Origin of the sequence: Hymenobacter sp. BT559 (assembly GCF_017571525.1) — a bacterium.
In the GTDB taxonomy this organism is placed as follows: domain Bacteria; phylum Bacteroidota; class Bacteroidia; order Cytophagales; family Hymenobacteraceae; genus Hymenobacter; species Hymenobacter ginsengisoli.
On the sequence record NZ_JAGETY010000007.1, the window covers coordinates 16,785 to 34,257 of the forward strand.

The window sequence follows — 17,473 nt, forward strand, 5'->3', positions numbered from 1 at the left end:
AAAATCGTTAGCGTGGGCGGTAGGTGGCAGCCTGGCTAGGCGAGCCACCGGCACGGGTGGGAGTTGGAGCAGTTTGGCCCGGGCGGGGCTTGCCAGTGGCGGCGCTGGCGTCCGGCTTGTGGTCGATGAGGCGCTTCCAGCCGGCGCTGATGGATTGGGTGATGATTTCGATGGCCCGCGGCTCGCTGCCGGCGGCCATGCGCCCTAACTCGGCCAGGTCGGTTTGCTCGTGGCTGTGGCCTCGATGGGGCTTGCCCAACTCCGCGAGGTACTTGCCCCACAGGGCCCAGGCCGCCAAGAAGCCAGCGCTGTCGAACAGCGGCCGGAACTGCTCGGGCCAGGCGCCGTCGTAGTCGCGGTAGGTAGTCAGCCGTTGGGGTGCCGCGGCTCGCTGGGGGGACGCCGCAACGGGGGGCGCTAACTTCAAAAGTTCGGCTTTCAGCGAAGCGTTCTCGGTTTCGAGGTCGGCTATTCTTTTTTGAGCACTCACCCACTCTTCGGGGGTAGGGGGAGTACTGGTTATTTGCTGGTATTGCTGGTCTCCATATACGCGCGACCCATTTTGTCTAGGTTGAGCGCCCATTTTATCTAGGTTAGTAGACCCATTTTGTCTAGGTTGGGCTGGCTCAACCTCGCCATTTTGTCTAGGTTCGGGGTCGTTTTTGTCTAGGTTGGTGCCCGAAATGTCTAGGTTGTTGGGCTCTGTTTGGCTAGGTTGGCTACCCGCTTTGTCTAGGTTCAGCAGTGTGATTGCGGCCCGGCAGGCAGCCTTGTCGTCACTAGCGTAGCAGTCTCGCAACGCTGGTGCGGGGGCCAGCTTGCGGGCTTTGCCTGCGCCGGCACTCAGCAATAGCCCGCGGCTTTCCAAGGCTGTGAGCGTGCGCGACATGGTGCGCTCGGTTCCGCCAAGGGCCTGCACCAGATAGGCATTTTTAGCTGTGCACCACCCGACCAGCTCGCTGTTTTCAGCGAGCTGGCATATCTCGATGAGTACCGCTTTCTCGGTGCGCTTAAGGCAGGGCAGGGCATTAATCGTTTGGCGGATGGGCAGCATGCGTTAGGCAGCGGAAAACGAGTTGGGCGGCTGCCTGAGCCTGAGAATAGTAAATCGAGTAGAGTGGGCTAATTGCCTTGAGGTGTTGGGCTAAATCGCTTCAAGTCGGCGGTAATTCTGCGGGTGTAATGCCGGCTCTCAGCATCGCTGCGAATGCCGCTGGCAGCGCTTGCGGAACCCCAGCTGCGACGAGTTGCTCTAGTGTGCGACCATGAGCTACCTGCTGGTCCAAAAATGCTGCTGTAGCCGCTTTGGCTGGTTCCAGCCGGCGCAGCACCTGCCGACCTGACCAAGAGCCCACCCGCAGTCCCTGCGCTACGGCGTCACGCACGTACTGAGCCGGCGTGCGCGCGGTAAGGCACTTCATCACTGCCCGGTGGTGCCGCATAATGTCGCCGGGGTCATTATTTAGACGTAGCAGCCGGGCGGCCGTCGCCTTCACGCGCTGCACCTGCACTAGGGGGTTCATGAACTCGGGCATGGGTGTAACGGCCGGCCGCGGCTGACGCAAATGGGCTTCCATGCGGTCAAACTGTGCGATGTAGCCTTGCTTAAACTCTGCGGCTTTTCGGCCGGTGAAACCCAGCGCCAAGAAAGTGAAGCCCGCCCGCGTCATGAGAACGGCGCGTTGCTGCTTACCTCGCCCATCTGTGTAAGTTGACGGCCCAAAATTCAGCCGCGAGAATTCGGCATCGCATTCCAACCGGTCAATAGATTGGAGTACGTTTTTATGCTTCTTGCTGAAGGCCTTGGCTACGCGCAGCGAGTCCGTGATGGGCGTGCCCTTCGGAGAGAAATAGACCAAAATACTCATGTGATTCTTCGTCGAGTAGGTGATAAAATCCCTGCTTGTGCGACAGGAGGGGCTCAGGTATTTCGGGCGGAAAAAGTCGGAAGGGCTCGTCACTCATGTGCAGTGAGCACCTGCTGCATTATCCTGACTAGGTCGACTGCTTGGGACGAATCAGTCACTAGCTCGAATATTTTCTCTAGTGCCTGGCGAGCCCCGAAATTTGACAAGTTATCTGAGGCTGGCCCGAAGAGTTTGCAGGCCAGTGCCTGCATCCGAGCGCAATCCATCTCGTGCGTGTGGTGTGTTCCACGAGCGGCCTTGCGGATATCAGAGGCCAGCTTAACGCCGTCAACAATGGCATACTCCACCAGGTGCTTCGTATGCTTCCAAACCTCTGCCACCGTTTGTAGCCGCTCGTGGGCAAGTCGCAAATGCCGCCAACTGTCGCCGTGATGCTCGATGGTTGCTACCACATCCGAGACGTACTGTTGACCGTACCACTTCTGAGTGAACAGCTCTGGGTACTCCTTGATAGTTTCCACCATCGCGCGGCAAAGGCGCTGCCGCTCTTCGACATCAGTTGTTTCAATCTCCTGCTGAATATGCTGGAGCATTAGCAGGGCCTCCGCCATAGTAAGGCCGCCCCGGTCTACTAGCTTACATACTTTGCTGGAAAGCTGCCACTCGGCGGGCGAGTTGAGCACCTGGTGGCGCAAGGCCTTCAGCATCCAGTCAGGCGCCATTTCAGGCGCTGTATCGTGGCAGCCCGTGCCGGTAGTCGCATGGGGAGAAGTAAGAACAGCGACAGCAGACGCTAAAGGAGCGGAGGTGGTTTGACGAGTTTGCATTTTCTTTGTGGTGGGGTTTTGCTGATTTATAAACTCTTCCGAAGCGAGTGGCCTGGCCGGGCTACTCGCTTCGTTTTTTGAATATGATTAGTTTGCGCTAGGGCGATAGAGAGGCTGGTTTGGGATAGATGGGAGTGGGTGGATGCATGATGCTGGTATTAAGTGAGGTAAAAAATGAGCAAAGCAGCGGCAAGGCCAGGAGGCTGGCAGTTTATATAGACGCCTTTTAAAGAGTGTTTTAAATGGGCTGGTTACTGATTCGCCTGTAGGGGAGGAAGGTCAGATTCGAAGCGGCGCACGTCGCGTTCACTGCTTCGATATGCTTTCTTCGCAGCGCAGAAATAGCCTAAGCGGCCAGTGGTAATGAGTTCGCGTACTGAGCGTTCCGAGAGCTGAAGTCTTTCTGTAAGCAAGCCGTTAAATGGCAGGTCTGGCTTAGGCTCACCATCAACTCGGTACACTACAGATTGCATAACGGCATCTGCTTTAGCTTGCGCCTCTACAGCCTGCTGGTTTTTGAGCAAGTCAAGCACCGCCTCGCGGTCATCGAACTCAATCAACCCATTGGCCGTGTTGAAGCGAATCATAAAAAATGTAGAGTATATTTGGCGGTGAATGAAAAGGTCAAAGCGAGCCTTTGGCGATGAGTCCTCGGTCGGTGCAACGGCTGAGGACTTTTTCTTTAAAGTATTCGCAGGGGAGAAGTGGCCAGACGCTGACGCCGGAGCTTCTCATCGTGGACTACGAAAGCCGCCTCTTCAGCATATCGAGGCATCTCGCGGCATAACTCAGCGGCCCGGCGCTCCAATTCAGATAGAGGCGTTAGCCGGATCACGACGCAAGGCAAGTGGTCGCGGCGTACCTGCTGAAGTTCCAGTAAATTAACTTTGCCAGCTAGGCCAGCGGCAGCTTGTTCGGCGCAGGCCGTATTATGAGTGATAGTTAGCTGCATCATGACTAAGCAGCTTTGCGCAAGCCTTCGCTAGTGATGGAGTGAAGCGGGCGAACAAGTCTTTCGGTGGCAGGTGCAGCCTCAGATACTATAGGGGCCAGGTATTCCAGGCGCAGGCTGTCGGCGTAGTCGGTAATGTCAATCTCTGTGAAATACAATTGCACACCAGCAAACCAGCGTTCAATGTGCTGGCCTACTTCGAAGCGGGCCGCTGAGCGATTAGTATAGGCCACGCGCTCAGTGGCACTGGGGGCTACATAGGCTACTAAAGCGTAGGCCGGCGAATCAGGCGTTTCGCGGCTTAGGCATTGACCTAAAATATTGAGCGCTAGATTAGCTGGATGGCCAGCAATCGGAATGAGCGTGTGCAGGACGGGATGTTGCGGCTGGAAACCGTTCGAAACATCGTGGAGGATATTGTACTGGCCTGGCAAAGCGCTGTGCAAAGCAGGGATGAGGGGCTTGTCCATCGTGCAAATGGTTGGGCTAAAGGTGAAAGAAAAGGTGTTGTTAGATTAGGAGTTAAGCAGCCTGTGCCAGTGCAACGGGCACCTTGTCAGGGTTAGCGGCGGCCCAGGCTGCAAAACCCATCGGATTGGTCTCACGGGCATAATCAAGCACAGCCAGCCAGTGCTTGCTGGTGGAATACTCTAGGTTCACCAGTCGTGAGAGCGTACCGGAATCCTTCACACCAGATCGTTGAGCGAGAGGCCTGAACCAGCCATCTCCCAGCACTTGACGCATAGTTGGAGGTTTTTCGAAATTTTCCATAAAAAAGTGGGTTGTACCTTTCGACTTGTTGGTGGTGGAGGCAAATGTAGTAGGTATAATACCTACTAATGAAGCCTCCGCTTTTAAAACAAGATCATATTTTGCCAGCTTATTTGATATATGGCTGAAATAGAGGGATTTGCAGAAAGAATTTTTTTCCTTCGTAAGGCTGCAAACAAGAATCAAGAAGAGGTTGGTGCAGCCATAGGGCTGACAAAAAGCGCTGTTTCCTCTTTTGAAAAAGGGAAAAGTATTCCCTCACCAGAGAACTTGGTCAAGTTAGGAGTGCTGTTCGAGGTCTCAGTAGACTATCTGTTGACAGGGCAGCGAAGCCTGATCAAGGGTGAGGAGGAAAACAATAAAAAATCACCAGTGCATCATGATTTCAAATCTTTAACCATAAAAAAATACAAAATAGAAAATATTAATTCGGAAATTGAAGGTGATTTAAGTGAAAAGCGGGAGCTATTCGAGCAAATACTTGCTAATTCCAAAATTAGTGAGCTAAGAATAGTTAAAAACCTGATTAATAGTTCGTTGTCACCTTCTTTCCATTCCATTTTACCAGTTTTCGACCAAGCTCTGATTGATAAACGTTTCCTCACTGAGCTGGACCGCCTACTAAGGGCACAAGTATTTCCTACTTATTTAGCCTGGGCGCGGGCAGTAGATGTGAGTCCCAATTATGTGTCGGCTATCGAAAAAGGGCGTTATCATTTTAATCTAGAGTTGCTTTACAATACTGTTTCCAAATTCCCTGACTTCGATTTCACTTATGTTGTGTTTGGGTCTGCTTTATCATCTAGGCCTGAGCCAACTGAATTACCCAAGCGGGAGCGGGGACGAAGGCCGAAAGTGGATGATTAAGAAACCTTAAGTAGACTTGAATTGAAAAAGCTGACGCCCTTATTTTACCATGAGAACCCCGCCACCCGTTTCACGCCAGCTTTCTCTATTTGGAACGGAGCCAGTAGAAGCTATCACCGATGTATCGGTGTTAGTCAATACGGGAGAAAATCAGTGGTTTGAGCGCAAGGGAAACCGCATTGCACCGGCTGACTTGGCCAAAGTCATGATTGGTTTCGCGAATGCCGACGGCGGGCGCCTCGTCGTGGGCATCGCTAACGGGCGGGTGGAGGGCATCAACGCCGCGACATCTATCCGCATCAATGATTGGGTTCAGGCCGGGCGGGACCATGCTGACCCACCCGTGCGCAACAGCATCCACTACCTGCCCTGCCTGAATGAATCCGGCGCCGCAGACCAGGTGCTGATTCTGGATGTAGAAGCCAGTGAAACAATCCATCGCAGCAAAAGAGAGGAGTGCTTCCTGCGCGTGGGAGACGAAACGCGCCTGCTTGGACGCACAGAAGAACGAGAGCTAGCCTTCGATAAGGGTGAGGCCAATTATGATAAAACCATCGTGCCAGACCTCACGCTGGACGATTTGCATTTAGAGAGTATTCGCGCCTACGCGGCCCGCCTCCGGTCAACTGACTTAAACGCCTTGATGCGCAGCCGAGGCATCTACATGGACCGCGGGAGCCGCCCCGGTGTTACGCAGGCCGGCCAGTTGCTATTTGGCCTGGTGCCACCTTTGTGGTCTTACCTCAGATATCAGAAATACGACGGAACGGTCGTTGAAACAGGCAGCCGTTCTAATCTGCGAGAGGATATTCGGCTCGAGGGAACAATACCGGATATCCTAGAACAGGCCCAGCAGTTGTTGCTCGACGAGATTGGTACCGTGATTCGGCAAGGTAAAAGCGGGCGTTTTGTGCCGACGCAGGTGCTGCCCCAGTTCGCCTGGCTGGAAGCAATCGTTAATGCGCTCACCCACCGCTCGTACAGCCTCCATGGGGATGGCATCCATGTGCGGCAATTTGCAGACCGCCTAGAGGTCCAGAGCCCAGGGCGCTTGCCGGGACTCGTACGGGTAGAGAACATCAAAAATGTTCGCTTCTCTCGCAATCCTCACATCGCGCGCATCCTGGCCGAGATGACCGATTACGTGCGGGAGTTGAATGAAGGAGTGCCGCGCATGTTTCAGGAAATGCAGAAGGCAGGACTGCGCGAGCCCAGATTCCGCATTACGGATGCCACTGTTACCGTTATTCTGTATAAGGAAGTGATAGTGCAGGAGGAACCAGAAGATGGCCCACCAGAAGCACTCGTTAGTCTGGCTCGAGAGCTCTCTAATGTCGACACTGTTCAGCTACGCCTAGCTAAAGAATTAGAAATATTTCAGGACGGCAAAGTGTATTCTGCTGCCGAAATAGCTGAAATTCTGCAGGTAACAATTCGAACAATAAGCAGAGATTTCACCATTCTAAAAGACAAGGGGCTTATAGAATCCGTTGCCTTCGGAGCCTATCAACGCAGCAACTAACACTACATTTTCCCACTGACTCAGACATGACTTGGACACGTGTCCAAGTCATGTCTGAGTTGCGTTTGAGTCTTTTGCTATGCCCATCCGCTTCTACTTGCACACCAAAGTTTATTCTGATGGCCGGCGGCCCATCTACCTAGATGCGCGCTGGGGCCGTGGAGCAGCCAGCGACGGCCAAGTAGAATCGCGTCTGCGTACCAGCACGGGCCAGAGCTGCCAGCTGGCAAATTGGAACGCCGACCGGCAGCGCATCAAGTCGGCCGAGCCAGGCTATGCCAAAGCCAACAATGAGCTGGTGAAGCTGGAGGCGGCCGCGGGCCTACATATCGACCGGGCGGAACTCGACGCCGTAACCCTGACACCTGAGCAGCTGACGGTCTTGCTTAAACCAGCGGCGGCCGCTCGCAAAGCAGCTGCACTCCCCAAGCCGGGATCATCAACCGATGGCACGGTCCCTGGCCCACCGACCCCCCTCACGATGGCCAGCCTCTACGCCGAGTGGCAGCACGCCTACCGGGGGCGGCGAGCGGCCAAAACGCTCAGTGGGCCGCAGGGCCTGATTGACCAGTTGGAGCGCTTCCGGCCGGGCCTCACCCCACTCGACTTTAAGCCCGATGCCTCGGGCCGTTGCGAAGTGTTGCAGGACTTCTGCGTATACTGCATGGAGCAGGCCAAGGGCCGCACTGGCGATGTCGGCCTATTCAACAATACCATTAGCTCCTACCTCAAGCGGCTGCGTAAGCTGCTCAAGTTTGGTCGCTATGACTACGAGTGGATAGAGGACGAATACAGCGAGGACGTCGACCGCGAACCGCTCACATTTTCGGAGGTGCTCCAGCTGGCCCAGCACAAGGTGGTGGAGTGGAGGGAGGGCGGCAACAAGCACAGCCTGCGCGCCGGCATTCGGGACGTGTTCGTCTTCATCTGTCTGACGGGCCCGCGCTATGGCTCACTGCTTGAAGTGGGCCCCGATGCCGTGGTGTTCGACCACCTCAACGGGGCCGAGGTGCCGGTGTTGGAGTACTATACCTATAAGAACCGGCGCAACAAGGAAAAAGTACGCGTGCCGCTCGACGAGCTGGCCTACGCTATCTGGCAGCGCTACGACGGGAAGCTGCCGGTGCCGAGCCTAGGCAAATTCAACGAGGCCATCAAGCAGCTCTGTCGGGAGGCCGGGCTGACGCGCACTGTAAAGGTGCTGCGGGGTAGCGGAGCCAAGCGGCTGGAAGAGCGCCAGCCGCTCTGGCAAACTGTATCGGCTCACATCGGCCGCTACACATTTATTACCACCCAGCATGAGGGCGGGGCCGATATCGTGAGCATTCAGGATACTGTAGGGCACGCCGATATCAACACCACACGCAAGTACACGAAGTCGCGTGAAAAGGACCGGCTCACCACTACCCGCGGGGCATTTGCCACGTTGCGTAACCGGCAATCTTAATCCGGTGTGCCCGCCTAGTGTGCCCGTTTGACGGTAACTATGTGCCGGAACGTGCTGGCAATACTTTGAGCAACCCCAGCACTTATCAGCGATGGTCAAAAGTGGCAGCAGGGAGCGGCAGGGACCGGAAAACCGCCTAGTCCAGGAGGGAGCGCCACTTATAAAACGCCACTGCAAATCAAGTATTTGCAGTGGCGTTTTTGCTTTCTGGCTCGGGCTATTGTGGCGTTGGTTGCTCGCGCAGCACCGAGTGCGATATGGCCTGCACGTCGGGGTGCCCGGCAAAGTGGGCTAGTACCTGCTCATTCATGCGAGGGCAAATACCTGGGCACTCGGTGAAGAAAAAGTTGGCCAAGTAAATGCGGCCCGCCAAGGTAGCGTTAGTGACGGCCCGGCCCTGCTGGTCGGTAAAGCGAAAGTGGCCTACGGTGTGCAGCGTATCGGGCGGGGCCTGGCTGGTAGGGTACCAGTGCGGCGCAAAACCGGCCTCGTGGTAGTAGGGCAGGCGCGTGACGGCCCTGCCCGGCGGGGCCGCTGGCGCAGCGCTGCCGAGTGGGGTAGCGGGTTGGCAGCAGGCTAGCGGCAAGCGCCAGCCAGGGTAGCGCGCGCATCGTAGCGCTAGGGCGTAATGCAGTGTTTAGAGCCAATTAAGCCATATTGCTGGCCATCGCGGGCCTCATAGTTTGCGCGGAGTGAGCCGTCGGGTTGCCAGAGTTGCTGGCGACCGGCTTCCTGGCCGGCCAGGTAGTTAGCGCGCCGACCGAGCTGGCCATTGGGGTACCATTCGAGCACTTCACCTTGGTAAACGCCCACTTGGAAGGCGCGCCGAAACTGGCGCTGGCCGTTGGGCCACCAGCCCTCGGCTAGGCCCTGCTTGTGGCCCGCCTGGTAGGGGCGGCGCTCGTGGGGGCGGCCGGGGCCGTACCAGGCGGGCCAGCCCGTGCGGCCGGGCCTGGCTAAAGGGCGTAGTGGCTAAGGTGTCGCCGCTGCTAGGGCTGACCATTATACTGGTCGAAGCCGTTGCTTTCGTTTGTTAGGGTGAATTGAGCCCCTTCATCCACACCGCCCGCCCGAGGTCGAAGCCGTTGATTTCGTTGGTGAGGGGCACGCCACCGGCCGCGTACTGGTTGAAAAACGGCACCCCGTTTAGCTATACGCCAATGGCCCCTAGCGGCGTGGCGGCCTGGCGGCTCGCCTCGGCCGGGTGCAGGGGTGAGCGGAAGGTAAAGTTCTGCTCAATAATGTAGTTGGTTTTTGCTGCCAGGCGGTGTTGGAGCCGTTGTAGGCTTCGTAGTTAGCCCCGGTGTAGTACGAGCTTTTGTGGTCAGGCAGGTCTTTGGTCTTGATTACCACGTAGTCGCCCTCCACGTAAAGCGCCGTGGCGCCGTAGATTTTTTGGTACACACCGGGTACTGGCGTAGTGGCGACGGTTGCTGCGTCATCTTTTTTGCAAGCGGCCTAGGCTAGCAGGGCTGGAAATAGAAAGCCAAGCAAGGAGCGCATAGGGATGAGTAAAGAGAGCAAGGAAAAGCCAGGCAGTTAAGCACAGTAGGTCTACGAAAGATAAGTAGTTAGCACCTGCCTGCTCTTGCCATTTGACCAACTAAGCCTTGTGCTCTCCTAGGGAGTTAAAAAAACGGCGGCCCGCACGCGAGCCGCCGTTTCTGGGCATGAAGAAAGTAACTGCTAGCCTACCAGAACACCGAGTACAGGGCTACGATGATGCCGATAATGAGCACCGAGCCGCCAATGAAGGTGGCGTGGGGCTTGAACATCGACGAGTCGATTTCGAGGCCGTTGGTTTTCACACCGCGGGCATTTTCAAGCAGGCTGATAAGCACCATGCCGATAATGCAGAACACAAAGACGAAGCCCATGCGGTCGAGGAACGGAATCTCGTAGATACTAGAGCCTTCGGGCCGCACGGCAAAGCCGAACGGCGCCAGGAACGACAAATCCATCATGCCGGGCAAAAACTTGAGCAGCACCGACAGCAAAAAGCCGCCGATGGTGGCAAACAAGGCCGCGCTCGACGTGGCTTTCTTCCAGAAGAAGCCCAGGATAAACATGGCGAAAATGCCCGGCGACACGAAGCCCGTGTACTCCTGAATGTATTGGAAACCACCCTTTTTGTCGATGCCCAGGTGCGGGGCGATGAGCACGCCCAGAATCATGGCGATAACCACCGCGATTTTGCCGGTGGCTACTAGGGTCTTCTCCGAAGCCTCGGGGTTAATAACCTTCTTGTAGACGTCGAGCGTGAAAATGGTCGCAATCGAGTTGGCCTTGCCGGCCAGCGAGGCCACCACGGCCGCCGTGAGGGCCGCAAACGACAGTCCTTTCAAGCCTACCGGCAAGATGTTGAGCAGCACTGGGTAGGCACGGTCGGGGTTAAGGTCGGCGCCCGAGCCAAATTCGCCCGCGCCGAACACGTTTTGCTTGTAGAGCACGTAGGCCGCGATGCCCGGAATAACCACGATAACCGGCATCAGCAGCTTGAGGAACGCGGCGAAGAGCAGGCCGCCGCGGGCCGTGGGCAGGTCGGCGCCGAGGGCGCGCTGCGTGATGTACTGGTTGCAACCCCAGTAGTTGAGGTTCACAATCCACATACCCCCTAGCAGTACGGTGAGGCCCGGCAGGTCGAGGTAGTTGGGGTTATCGCGCTTGAAAATCATGTGAAAGTGGTCGTTGGCCGCCGACTTCATGATGCTAAAGCCATTGAGGATGCCCGTGGTGCCGTTGTGCTCGGCCACCAGCGTGAGCGCCAGGTAGGTAGTGGCCAGGCCACCCAGAATGAGGAAGAATACTTGGATAACGTCCGTAAAACCAATCACTTTCATGCCGCCCAGCGTGATAATCACGGCGAAGATGGCCAGCGCGTACATGCAGAAATTCAGGTTCAGACCCGCGATGCTGCTCACGGCAATGGCCCCGAGGTAAAGAATAGAGGTCAGGTTGACCACCACGTAGAGCAACAGCCAGAAAATGGCCATAATCATGGCCACCGTGCCATTATACCGCTGGTGCAGAAACTGCGGCATGGTGAAAATCCGGTTTTTGAGGTATACCGGAATAAAGAACACGGCCACGATGATGAGCGTGATGGAGGCCATCCACTCGTAGGTGGCGATGGCCAGGCCCATCTTAAAGCCCGAGCCCGACATCCCCACAAATTGCTCGGCCGAGATGTTGGAGGCGATGAGCGACGAGCCGATAGCCCACCACGTAAGCGAGCCTTCGGCCAGGAAGTAGTCTTTCGAATCGCCTTCGATGGTGCCGTCGTGGCCGGTCTTGCGATTATAAATCCAGAGGCCGTAGCCGGCAACTATCAAAAAGTAAACGAAAAAGACTATGTAGTCTAGCGTAGCCAGCTGGTGCATAGAGTGGGAAAAAACGAATGGAAAACGAAAGTAGGGCAAATATCAGCTAGGCGACCTATGCAAACGTTTGCACAAGGAAAATAACCCGGCTAGGGAGCCACGTGCCACCAGTCGATGCCCACGTAGCCAGGCGCAGGTGCAGCACTGGCACTCAGGCAGAAGAGCCCCATTTTCGCCCCCACCCATTTGCCCTCGCGGGCCACAAACTCGGGCCCTAGCGGCGAAAACAGCTTGCCATCGGGACTGTAGCTGAACTGGCAGCGGGCCCCGGCTCGCACCGTCAGGCGCAGGTACAGCAGCTGGCTAGGCCCTGGCGGCGCGCTGGCGGTGGTGGTTTCGGCGGCGCCTTTGTCGGCTTGCGGGCAGGTGGTCTGGGTGAGGGCTAGCCGGCCGTCGGCCTGGCGGGTGAGGCTGAGCGTGGCGTAGTCCATACCCAGCACCACGAGGCCGGCGCGGTCGCCCGCGGCCAGGCCTTGCCCCGAGAGCTTTGCCGTGGCCGTGAAGTGCTCGGCGGGCAGCTTTTGCAACAGCAAATTGGGCACGAGATAGAGATTCTTGGCCTCGACTGGGGCGGGCACGGCGGCGAGGGCTAGCTGGCCCGGCTTGGCCGCCGCGCTGCTGGCTAGCCACTGCGGCTGGGAGTTGGCCTGCCATTGCCATTGCAGGCCGGGTTTGCCGCTGGCAAATTCATCGGAGGTGGCGGGCACGGCTAGGGGTACTTTGCCCGGCACGACGGGCTTGCGGTAGGTGAGCACGGGCTCGCCGGTGCCGTCGCCATCGGCGTCGAGGCCCATCACGGGCCAGTTGTTTTGCCAGGTCATGGGCTGCAGATGCACTACCCGGCCGTAGGCATTCTGGTCCTGGAAGTGCAGAAACCAATCCTGCCGGCCGTCGGGCGTATCGACCCAGGCGCCCTGGTGCGGCCCGTTGACGGGGCTCTTGCCCTGGGCCAGCACAATCTTGTCTTCGTAAGGGCCGAAGACGTTTTTGCTGCGCAGCGCCACTTGCCAGCCCTGCGGCACGCCACCGCCTGGCGCGAAGATGTAGTAGTAGCCGTGGCGCTTGTAAAATTTTGGCCCCTCGATGGTCGGGTGGTAGGCATGGCCATCGAACACCAACTTGTCCTCGCCGAGCAAGCTCAGGCCGTTGGGCGCCATCTCGCTCACATGGATAACGCTCTTGATGCCCGCCCGGCTGCCCGCGAAGGCGTGGACGAGGTAGGCCCGGCCATCTTCGTCCCAAAGGGGGCAGGGGTCTATCCAGCCCTTGGCGGCCTTTACGCACACGGGCGCGGTCCAGGGGCCGGCGGGGTTGGTGGCTGTCGTGACGAAGATGCCCAGGTCGGGGTCGGGGTAGTAGAGGTAAAACTTGCCGGCGTGGTAGCGCAGCGCGGGTGCCCACACGCCATTGCCGGGCTGCACGTGGTCGTAGCGGCTGGCGGGCGGCTGCACGGGCAGCGCGTGGCCGATGATGGTCCAGTTGACGAGGTCTTTGGAGTGCAGAATGGGTAGCCCCGGCGCCATGTTGAAGCTCGACGAGGTGAGGTAGTAGTCGGCCCCCACGCGCACCACGTCGGGGTCCGAATAATCGGCATAGAGCACGGGGTTTTTATACTGGCCATTGCCCAGGTCGGGCACCCAGGGCGCGCTAGGGGCTAGCGTTTGGGCCGAAACCGCTGCAGCCCAGCCGGCCGCGACTAAGGCAAAAAACAGGGAAAACAAGCGCATAAGGGACGGGCAAGGACAGCAGACAAAACCTGAAAGTAGAGAAAGGCAGCTATTGGCTGCATGAATCGAAGATTAACTTGGAGCGAGCGAGTAAGCCGCCGTCGTATTTTTGTAGGGATACCTACTTTGTTGCCTGTGAAAAAAGCGCTGTACCTTATCGGCTCGCCCAACCAAACCACCCAGATGCACCGTGTGGCGCAGCTGCTTGAGGAGGAGTATGAGCCCTACTTCAGCCAGCTCTACTACGACGGCTGGATGCGCGGCTTTTATGAGTGGCTGCTGCGCAACAAGGTGCTGGACAAGACCATTGTGACGGGCCTTGTAAAGGAGAAAGCTGACCGCTACATCGAGCAGCACCAGCTACGCCGCGACTTCGAAAACCGCGAGCTAGAGCTCGACTACGACCTGGTGGTGTGCTGCTCCGACATCGTGGTGCCCTGGCCGCTGCTGGCCCGCACCAAGTCGGTATTCGTGCAAGAGGGCATGACCGACCCCATGCACCTGTGGGCGCGGCTCGTCAAGCGCTTCACCCGCTTCCCCATCCTGGCCATCGGCACCTCGCTCAATGGCATGAACAACTGCTGCGACATCTACTGCGTGGCCTCGGCGGGCTACGCCGAGCACTTTAAGATGATAGGCGTGGACCCCGGCAAGCTGGTGGTGACGGGCATCCCCAACTTCGACGACGTGGAGAAATTGCGCAACAACAGCTTCCCGCACCACGGCTATGTGCTGGTAGCTACCACCGACATGCGCGAAACCTTCCGGCCCGACAACCGCAAGAAGTTTATCAAGGAAGCCACGCGCATTGCCGCCGGCCGCCCCATGATTTTCAAATTTCACCCCAACGAGGAAATGGAGCGCGCCACCGCCGAGGTCAAAAAATATGCGCCACCCGGCACGCTCATCTATACCAGCGGCAATACCGAGGAGATGATTGCCAATAGTGTGGAGCTGATAACACAATATAGCACAGTGGCTTATGTGGGGATAGCGCTGGGCATCCCGGTGCACTCCTACTTCGATGTGGACGACCTCAAGCGCAAGCTGCCCATCCAGAACGGCGGCACCAGTGCCCAGCGCATTGCCGACATTTGCCGGCAGTTTGGCAAGTTTAAGGGCACCGGGCCACAGTTTTTGCAGCAGTACCGGCCGGTGGCTAGCCCCCCGCCGACCGCCACATTGGCTTAAAAGGTCGGCTAGCTTGCCTTTGGAACTCTTGGGCCATTATTGATACACTTTGTGCCGCTGGTGTTACGTTTTATACTTTAGTTTATGCTCACCCTTATCCAGGCTCGTCGCGGCTCATCGCGCCTCCCCGATAAAGTCAGCCTCGACCTCGTGGGCCGGCCGCTGCTGGTGCGGCAAGTCGAGCGGGTGCAGCTGGCCGCCCGGGCGGGCCACGTGGCCGTTATTACTACTACCGACCCTAGCGACGACGTGCTGGCCGACCTCTGCTCGCAGTATGGCATTGAGGTGTTTCGGGGCAGCGCGCTCGACCTGCTCGACCGCCACTACCAGGCCGCGCTGCACTTTGGCGAAACCGAGGCCGTGGTGAAAATCCCGAGCGATTGTCCGCTCATTGACCCTGCCATCATTGACAAAGTGCTAGGGGTATATGAGCAGACCAAGGGCCAGTACGACTTTGTGAGCAACCTGCACCCCGCCACCTACCCCGACGGCAACGACGTGGAGGTGATGACCTTTGCCGGGCTCGAAACGGCGTGGCGTGAGGCCAGCCGGCCGCTGGAACGCGAGCACACCACGCCCTTTTTCTGGGAAAACCCCGAGCGCTTCCGGCTGGCCAATGTGACTTGGGAAACGGGGCTCAACTACTCCATGTCGCACCGCTTCACCATCGACTACGCGGCCGATTACGAGTTTATAAAAGCCGTGTACGAAGCGCTTTACCCCGCTAACCCCAGCTTTAGCCTGGATGATATTCTGACTTTATTAAAACAAAGGCCGGACATTTACGCCTTAAATGCCGACCTGGCCGGCGTAAACTGGTACCGCAATCACCTGGACGAACTTAAAACGGTGGACGCGGGCAACACGAAGCAATTATAAACTACCAGTCATGCAGAGCGCAGCGAAACATCTCGCACGCACCGTTAGGTTAATAACCCCGGCGTCAGCACGCGAGATGCTTCGCTACGCTCAGCATGACAACGATTTTGATTTGACGTTTCTATATGACTACCGAAAAAAAACAAGCACTTTCTGAGCTCGCTCTGCGCGTGCGCGAGCACATCGTTCGCCTCAGCACCGATGGCGGCTGCTTCACCGGCGCCTCGCTGAGCTGCGCCGACTTGCTGGTGTACCTCTACGCCGACTTCCTCAATGTGCACCCGGGCAACCTCACCGACCCCGAGCGCGACTACCTCTTTCTGAGCAAAGGCCACGACGTGCCGGCCCTCTACGGCACCTTTGCCGAGCTGGGCTTCATGCCTAAGGAGCGGCTCCAGAACCACCTGAAGTCAAACGACAGCATCTACTGGCACCCCAACCGCAGCGTGCCGGGTGTCGAGTTTCACTCGGGCTCGCTAGGGCACCTGCCGAGCGTGGCGCTGGGCGTGGCCATGGATGCCAAGCTGCGCGGCCAGAACCAGCACGTCATCGTCATCACCGGCGATGGCGAGCTCAACGAGGGCACTTGCTGGGAAGCCGTGCTGGTGGCTAGCGCCAAGAAGATGAACAACCTAACCCTGGTGGTAGACCGCAACCACTTCCAGGCCAACATTGCCACCGAAGAGCTCATTCCGTTGGAGCCGCTAGCCCCCAAGTTTGAGGCGTTCGGCGCCGTCGTGAAGCGCATTGATGGCCACGATTTTACGGCCCTGGAAGAAGCCTTCACCGCGCTGCCTTTCAGCGAAGACAAGCCTTCGGTTATCATCTGCGACACGGTGCGGGGCCGCGGCCTGCCCAGCATCGAGCGCCGCGCCGACCGCTGGTTCTGCAACTTCAGCAGCGAGGAAATTACCTCGCTCCTCAAAGAGCTGCACAGCCAGGAGGCTACCAACCTCACGAGCGAAACCTTGACCGTTAGATAATTAGAGCGATGAATTACGAACAGCTTATCCACGAAACTGCCCTGGCCGACGAGCGCCTGCTGGTGATGACGGCCGAAAACCGCGCCCTTATCCGCAACCTGCCCGGTCCGCTAGGCCCCCGTTTTATCGACACGGGCATTACGGAGCAAACCATGATTGGGGCGGCCGCGGGCCTGGCCCTGCGCGGCCGCGTGCCGGTGGTGCACGCCCTAGCCACGTTCCTCACGCTGCGGGCCTTCGAGTTTATTCGTACCGACGTGGGGATTCCGCATTTGCCGGTGAAAATCAGCGCATTCGTGCCAGGCTTTTTGTCAGATGGCAACGGTCCGACCCACCAGGCTATTGAGGACGTTTCGCTCATGCGCGGCATCCCCGGCATGACGGTTTTTGCGCCCGCCGACGAGGCCGACATGCTGGCCATGCTGCCCGCCATCTGGGCCTCGCCCGACCCCGCCTACCTGCGCGTGAACACCCGGCCCAGCACCTACCAGCACGAGCCGTTCGTGCTGGGCAAGGCCGAAATCGTGAGCGAAGGCAAAGACATTACCATCCTCACCTACGGCATGCTTTTCGAGCAAGCGCTCATTGCCAAAGACTTGCTCACCGAAGCCGGCTACTCGGTAGGCCTTGTGAACCTGCGCAGCCTCAAGCCCCTGGACGAAGCCGCCGTGCTCAACGTGGTGAAGGGGGGTAGTCTCATCGTGACCCTGGAAGACCATTTCCAGACCGGCGGCCTCTACTCCATCCTGGCCGAGCTGCTGCTCGAAAACGAGCTGACGGCCAAGGTGCTCCCCCTCGCCCTCAAAGAGCGCTGGTACAAGCCCGGCCTGCTGAGCGAAGTGCTCGAATACGAAGGCTTTACCGGCCAGCACATTGCCCGCCGCATCGGCGAGCGCCTCGGTGACGGTGCCCATAGCTTCGGCGCCAAAACCAAGGTGGTCGAAAACGAATTTGCCGAGTAAGTATTTTTGTAATCTAAAAGGACGTCATGCTGAGCTTGCCGAAGCATCTCTACCGGGTTGTTGAACGAACCCAGCCGACGCGGTAGAGATGCTTCGG

Annotated in this window: 18 protein-coding genes; 8 read left to right on the top strand and 10 right to left on the bottom strand. The window is 57.8% G+C overall.

Annotation, left to right across the window (positions count from 1 at the left end; translation table 11 throughout):
• Positions 1-7: 7 nt before the first annotated feature.
• The 6 genes from J4D99_RS11065 to J4D99_RS11090 form a co-directional block, all read right to left on the bottom strand.
• A complete protein-coding gene (locus J4D99_RS11065) occupies positions 8-427 on the bottom strand; it encodes a hypothetical protein (protein ID WP_208131779.1) in 420 nt (139 codons plus the stop codon).
• Between the two features lie 727 nt (positions 428-1,154).
• Positions 1,155-1,961 (bottom strand): Rha family transcriptional regulator, encoded by an 807-nt coding sequence (locus J4D99_RS11070; protein ID WP_208131780.1) that lies wholly within the window; start codon positions 1,959-1,961, stop codon positions 1,155-1,157.
• Entirely contained in the window at positions 1,958-2,695 is a 738-nt protein-coding gene (locus tag J4D99_RS11075; protein ID WP_208131781.1) for a hypothetical protein, read from the bottom strand. Before J4D99_RS11075 ends, J4D99_RS11070 begins: the two co-directional genes overlap by 4 nt.
• A 251-nt stretch (positions 2,696-2,946) precedes the next feature.
• Positions 2,947-3,282: a hypothetical protein gene (locus tag J4D99_RS11080; protein WP_208131782.1), complete on the bottom strand. Its 336-nt coding sequence runs from the start codon at positions 3,280-3,282 to the stop codon at positions 2,947-2,949.
• 370 nt (positions 3,283-3,652) lie between these two features.
• Positions 3,653-4,117, bottom strand: coding sequence for a hypothetical protein (locus J4D99_RS11085; RefSeq protein WP_208131783.1), 465 nt, complete (start codon positions 4,115-4,117; stop codon positions 3,653-3,655).
• Between the two features lie 52 nt (positions 4,118-4,169).
• Positions 4,170-4,418: a hypothetical protein gene (locus J4D99_RS11090; protein WP_208131784.1), complete on the bottom strand. Its 249-nt coding sequence runs from the start codon at positions 4,416-4,418 to the stop codon at positions 4,170-4,172.
• A 120-nt stretch (positions 4,419-4,538) separates the two neighbouring features.
• Here J4D99_RS11090 and J4D99_RS11095 point away from each other — a divergent pair, with 120 nt between their 5' ends.
• From J4D99_RS11095 to J4D99_RS11105, 3 genes are all read left to right on the top strand, one after another.
• Entirely contained in the window at positions 4,539-5,285 is a 747-nt protein-coding gene (locus tag J4D99_RS11095; protein WP_208131785.1) for a helix-turn-helix domain-containing protein, read from the top strand.
• Positions 5,286-5,334: 49 nt separating this feature from the next.
• Complete coding sequence (locus J4D99_RS11100) at positions 5,335-6,807, top strand: ATP-binding protein (protein ID WP_208131786.1); 1,473 nt, start codon at positions 5,335-5,337, stop codon at positions 6,805-6,807.
• Positions 6,808-6,886: 79 nt separating this feature from the next.
• Positions 6,887-8,254, top strand: coding sequence for a tyrosine-type recombinase/integrase (locus J4D99_RS11105; RefSeq protein ID WP_208131787.1), 1,368 nt, complete (start codon positions 6,887-6,889; stop codon positions 8,252-8,254).
• A gap of 217 nt (positions 8,255-8,471) precedes the next feature.
• Here J4D99_RS11105 and J4D99_RS11110 read toward each other — a convergent pair whose 3' ends face one another.
• Positions 8,472-8,840, bottom strand: coding sequence for an SCO family protein (locus J4D99_RS11110; RefSeq protein WP_208131788.1), 369 nt, complete (start codon positions 8,838-8,840; stop codon positions 8,472-8,474).
• Positions 8,841-8,959: 119 nt separating this feature from the next.
• On the opposite strand from J4D99_RS11110, the gene J4D99_RS11115 reads away from it, so the two are divergent.
• Positions 8,960-9,121, top strand: a complete 162-nt coding sequence (locus J4D99_RS11115; protein WP_208131789.1) for a hypothetical protein — start codon at positions 8,960-8,962, stop codon at positions 9,119-9,121.
• 300 nt (positions 9,122-9,421) lie between these two features.
• Here the strand turns inward: J4D99_RS11115 and J4D99_RS11120 are convergent, their stop codons facing one another.
• From J4D99_RS11120 to J4D99_RS11130, 3 genes are all read right to left on the bottom strand, one after another.
• A complete protein-coding gene (locus J4D99_RS11120; protein WP_208131790.1) occupies positions 9,422-9,658 on the bottom strand; it encodes a hypothetical protein in 237 nt (78 codons plus the stop codon).
• Positions 9,659-9,945: 287 nt separating this feature from the next.
• A complete protein-coding gene (locus J4D99_RS11125; protein WP_208131791.1) occupies positions 9,946-11,634 on the bottom strand; it encodes a sodium:solute symporter family transporter in 1,689 nt (562 codons plus the stop codon).
• An 89-nt stretch (positions 11,635-11,723) separates the two neighbouring features.
• Positions 11,724-13,361: a glycoside hydrolase family 43 protein gene (locus J4D99_RS11130; RefSeq protein ID WP_208131792.1), complete on the bottom strand. Its 1,638-nt coding sequence runs from the start codon at positions 13,359-13,361 to the stop codon at positions 11,724-11,726.
• Between the two features lie 135 nt (positions 13,362-13,496).
• On the opposite strand from J4D99_RS11130, the gene J4D99_RS11135 reads away from it, so the two are divergent.
• The 4 genes from J4D99_RS11135 (at position 13,497) to J4D99_RS11150 (ending at position 17,376) form a co-directional block, all read left to right on the top strand.
• The gene (locus J4D99_RS11135; RefSeq protein WP_309509614.1) at positions 13,497-14,552 is read left to right on the top strand and encodes a CDP-glycerol glycerophosphotransferase family protein; all 1,056 of its coding nucleotides are present in this window, start codon (positions 13,497-13,499) and stop codon (positions 14,550-14,552) included.
• 84 nt (positions 14,553-14,636) lie between these two features.
• The gene (locus tag J4D99_RS11140; RefSeq protein WP_208131793.1) at positions 14,637-15,431 is read left to right on the top strand and encodes a cytidylyltransferase domain-containing protein; all 795 of its coding nucleotides are present in this window, start codon (positions 14,637-14,639) and stop codon (positions 15,429-15,431) included.
• Positions 15,432-15,556: 125 nt separating this feature from the next.
• The gene (locus J4D99_RS11145; protein ID WP_208131794.1) at positions 15,557-16,414 is read left to right on the top strand and encodes a transketolase; all 858 of its coding nucleotides are present in this window, start codon (positions 15,557-15,559) and stop codon (positions 16,412-16,414) included.
• A gap of 8 nt (positions 16,415-16,422) precedes the next feature.
• Positions 16,423-17,376 (top strand): transketolase family protein, encoded by a 954-nt coding sequence (locus J4D99_RS11150; protein ID WP_208131795.1) that lies wholly within the window; start codon positions 16,423-16,425, stop codon positions 17,374-17,376.
• The last annotated feature ends 97 nt before the right edge of the window (positions 17,377-17,473 follow it).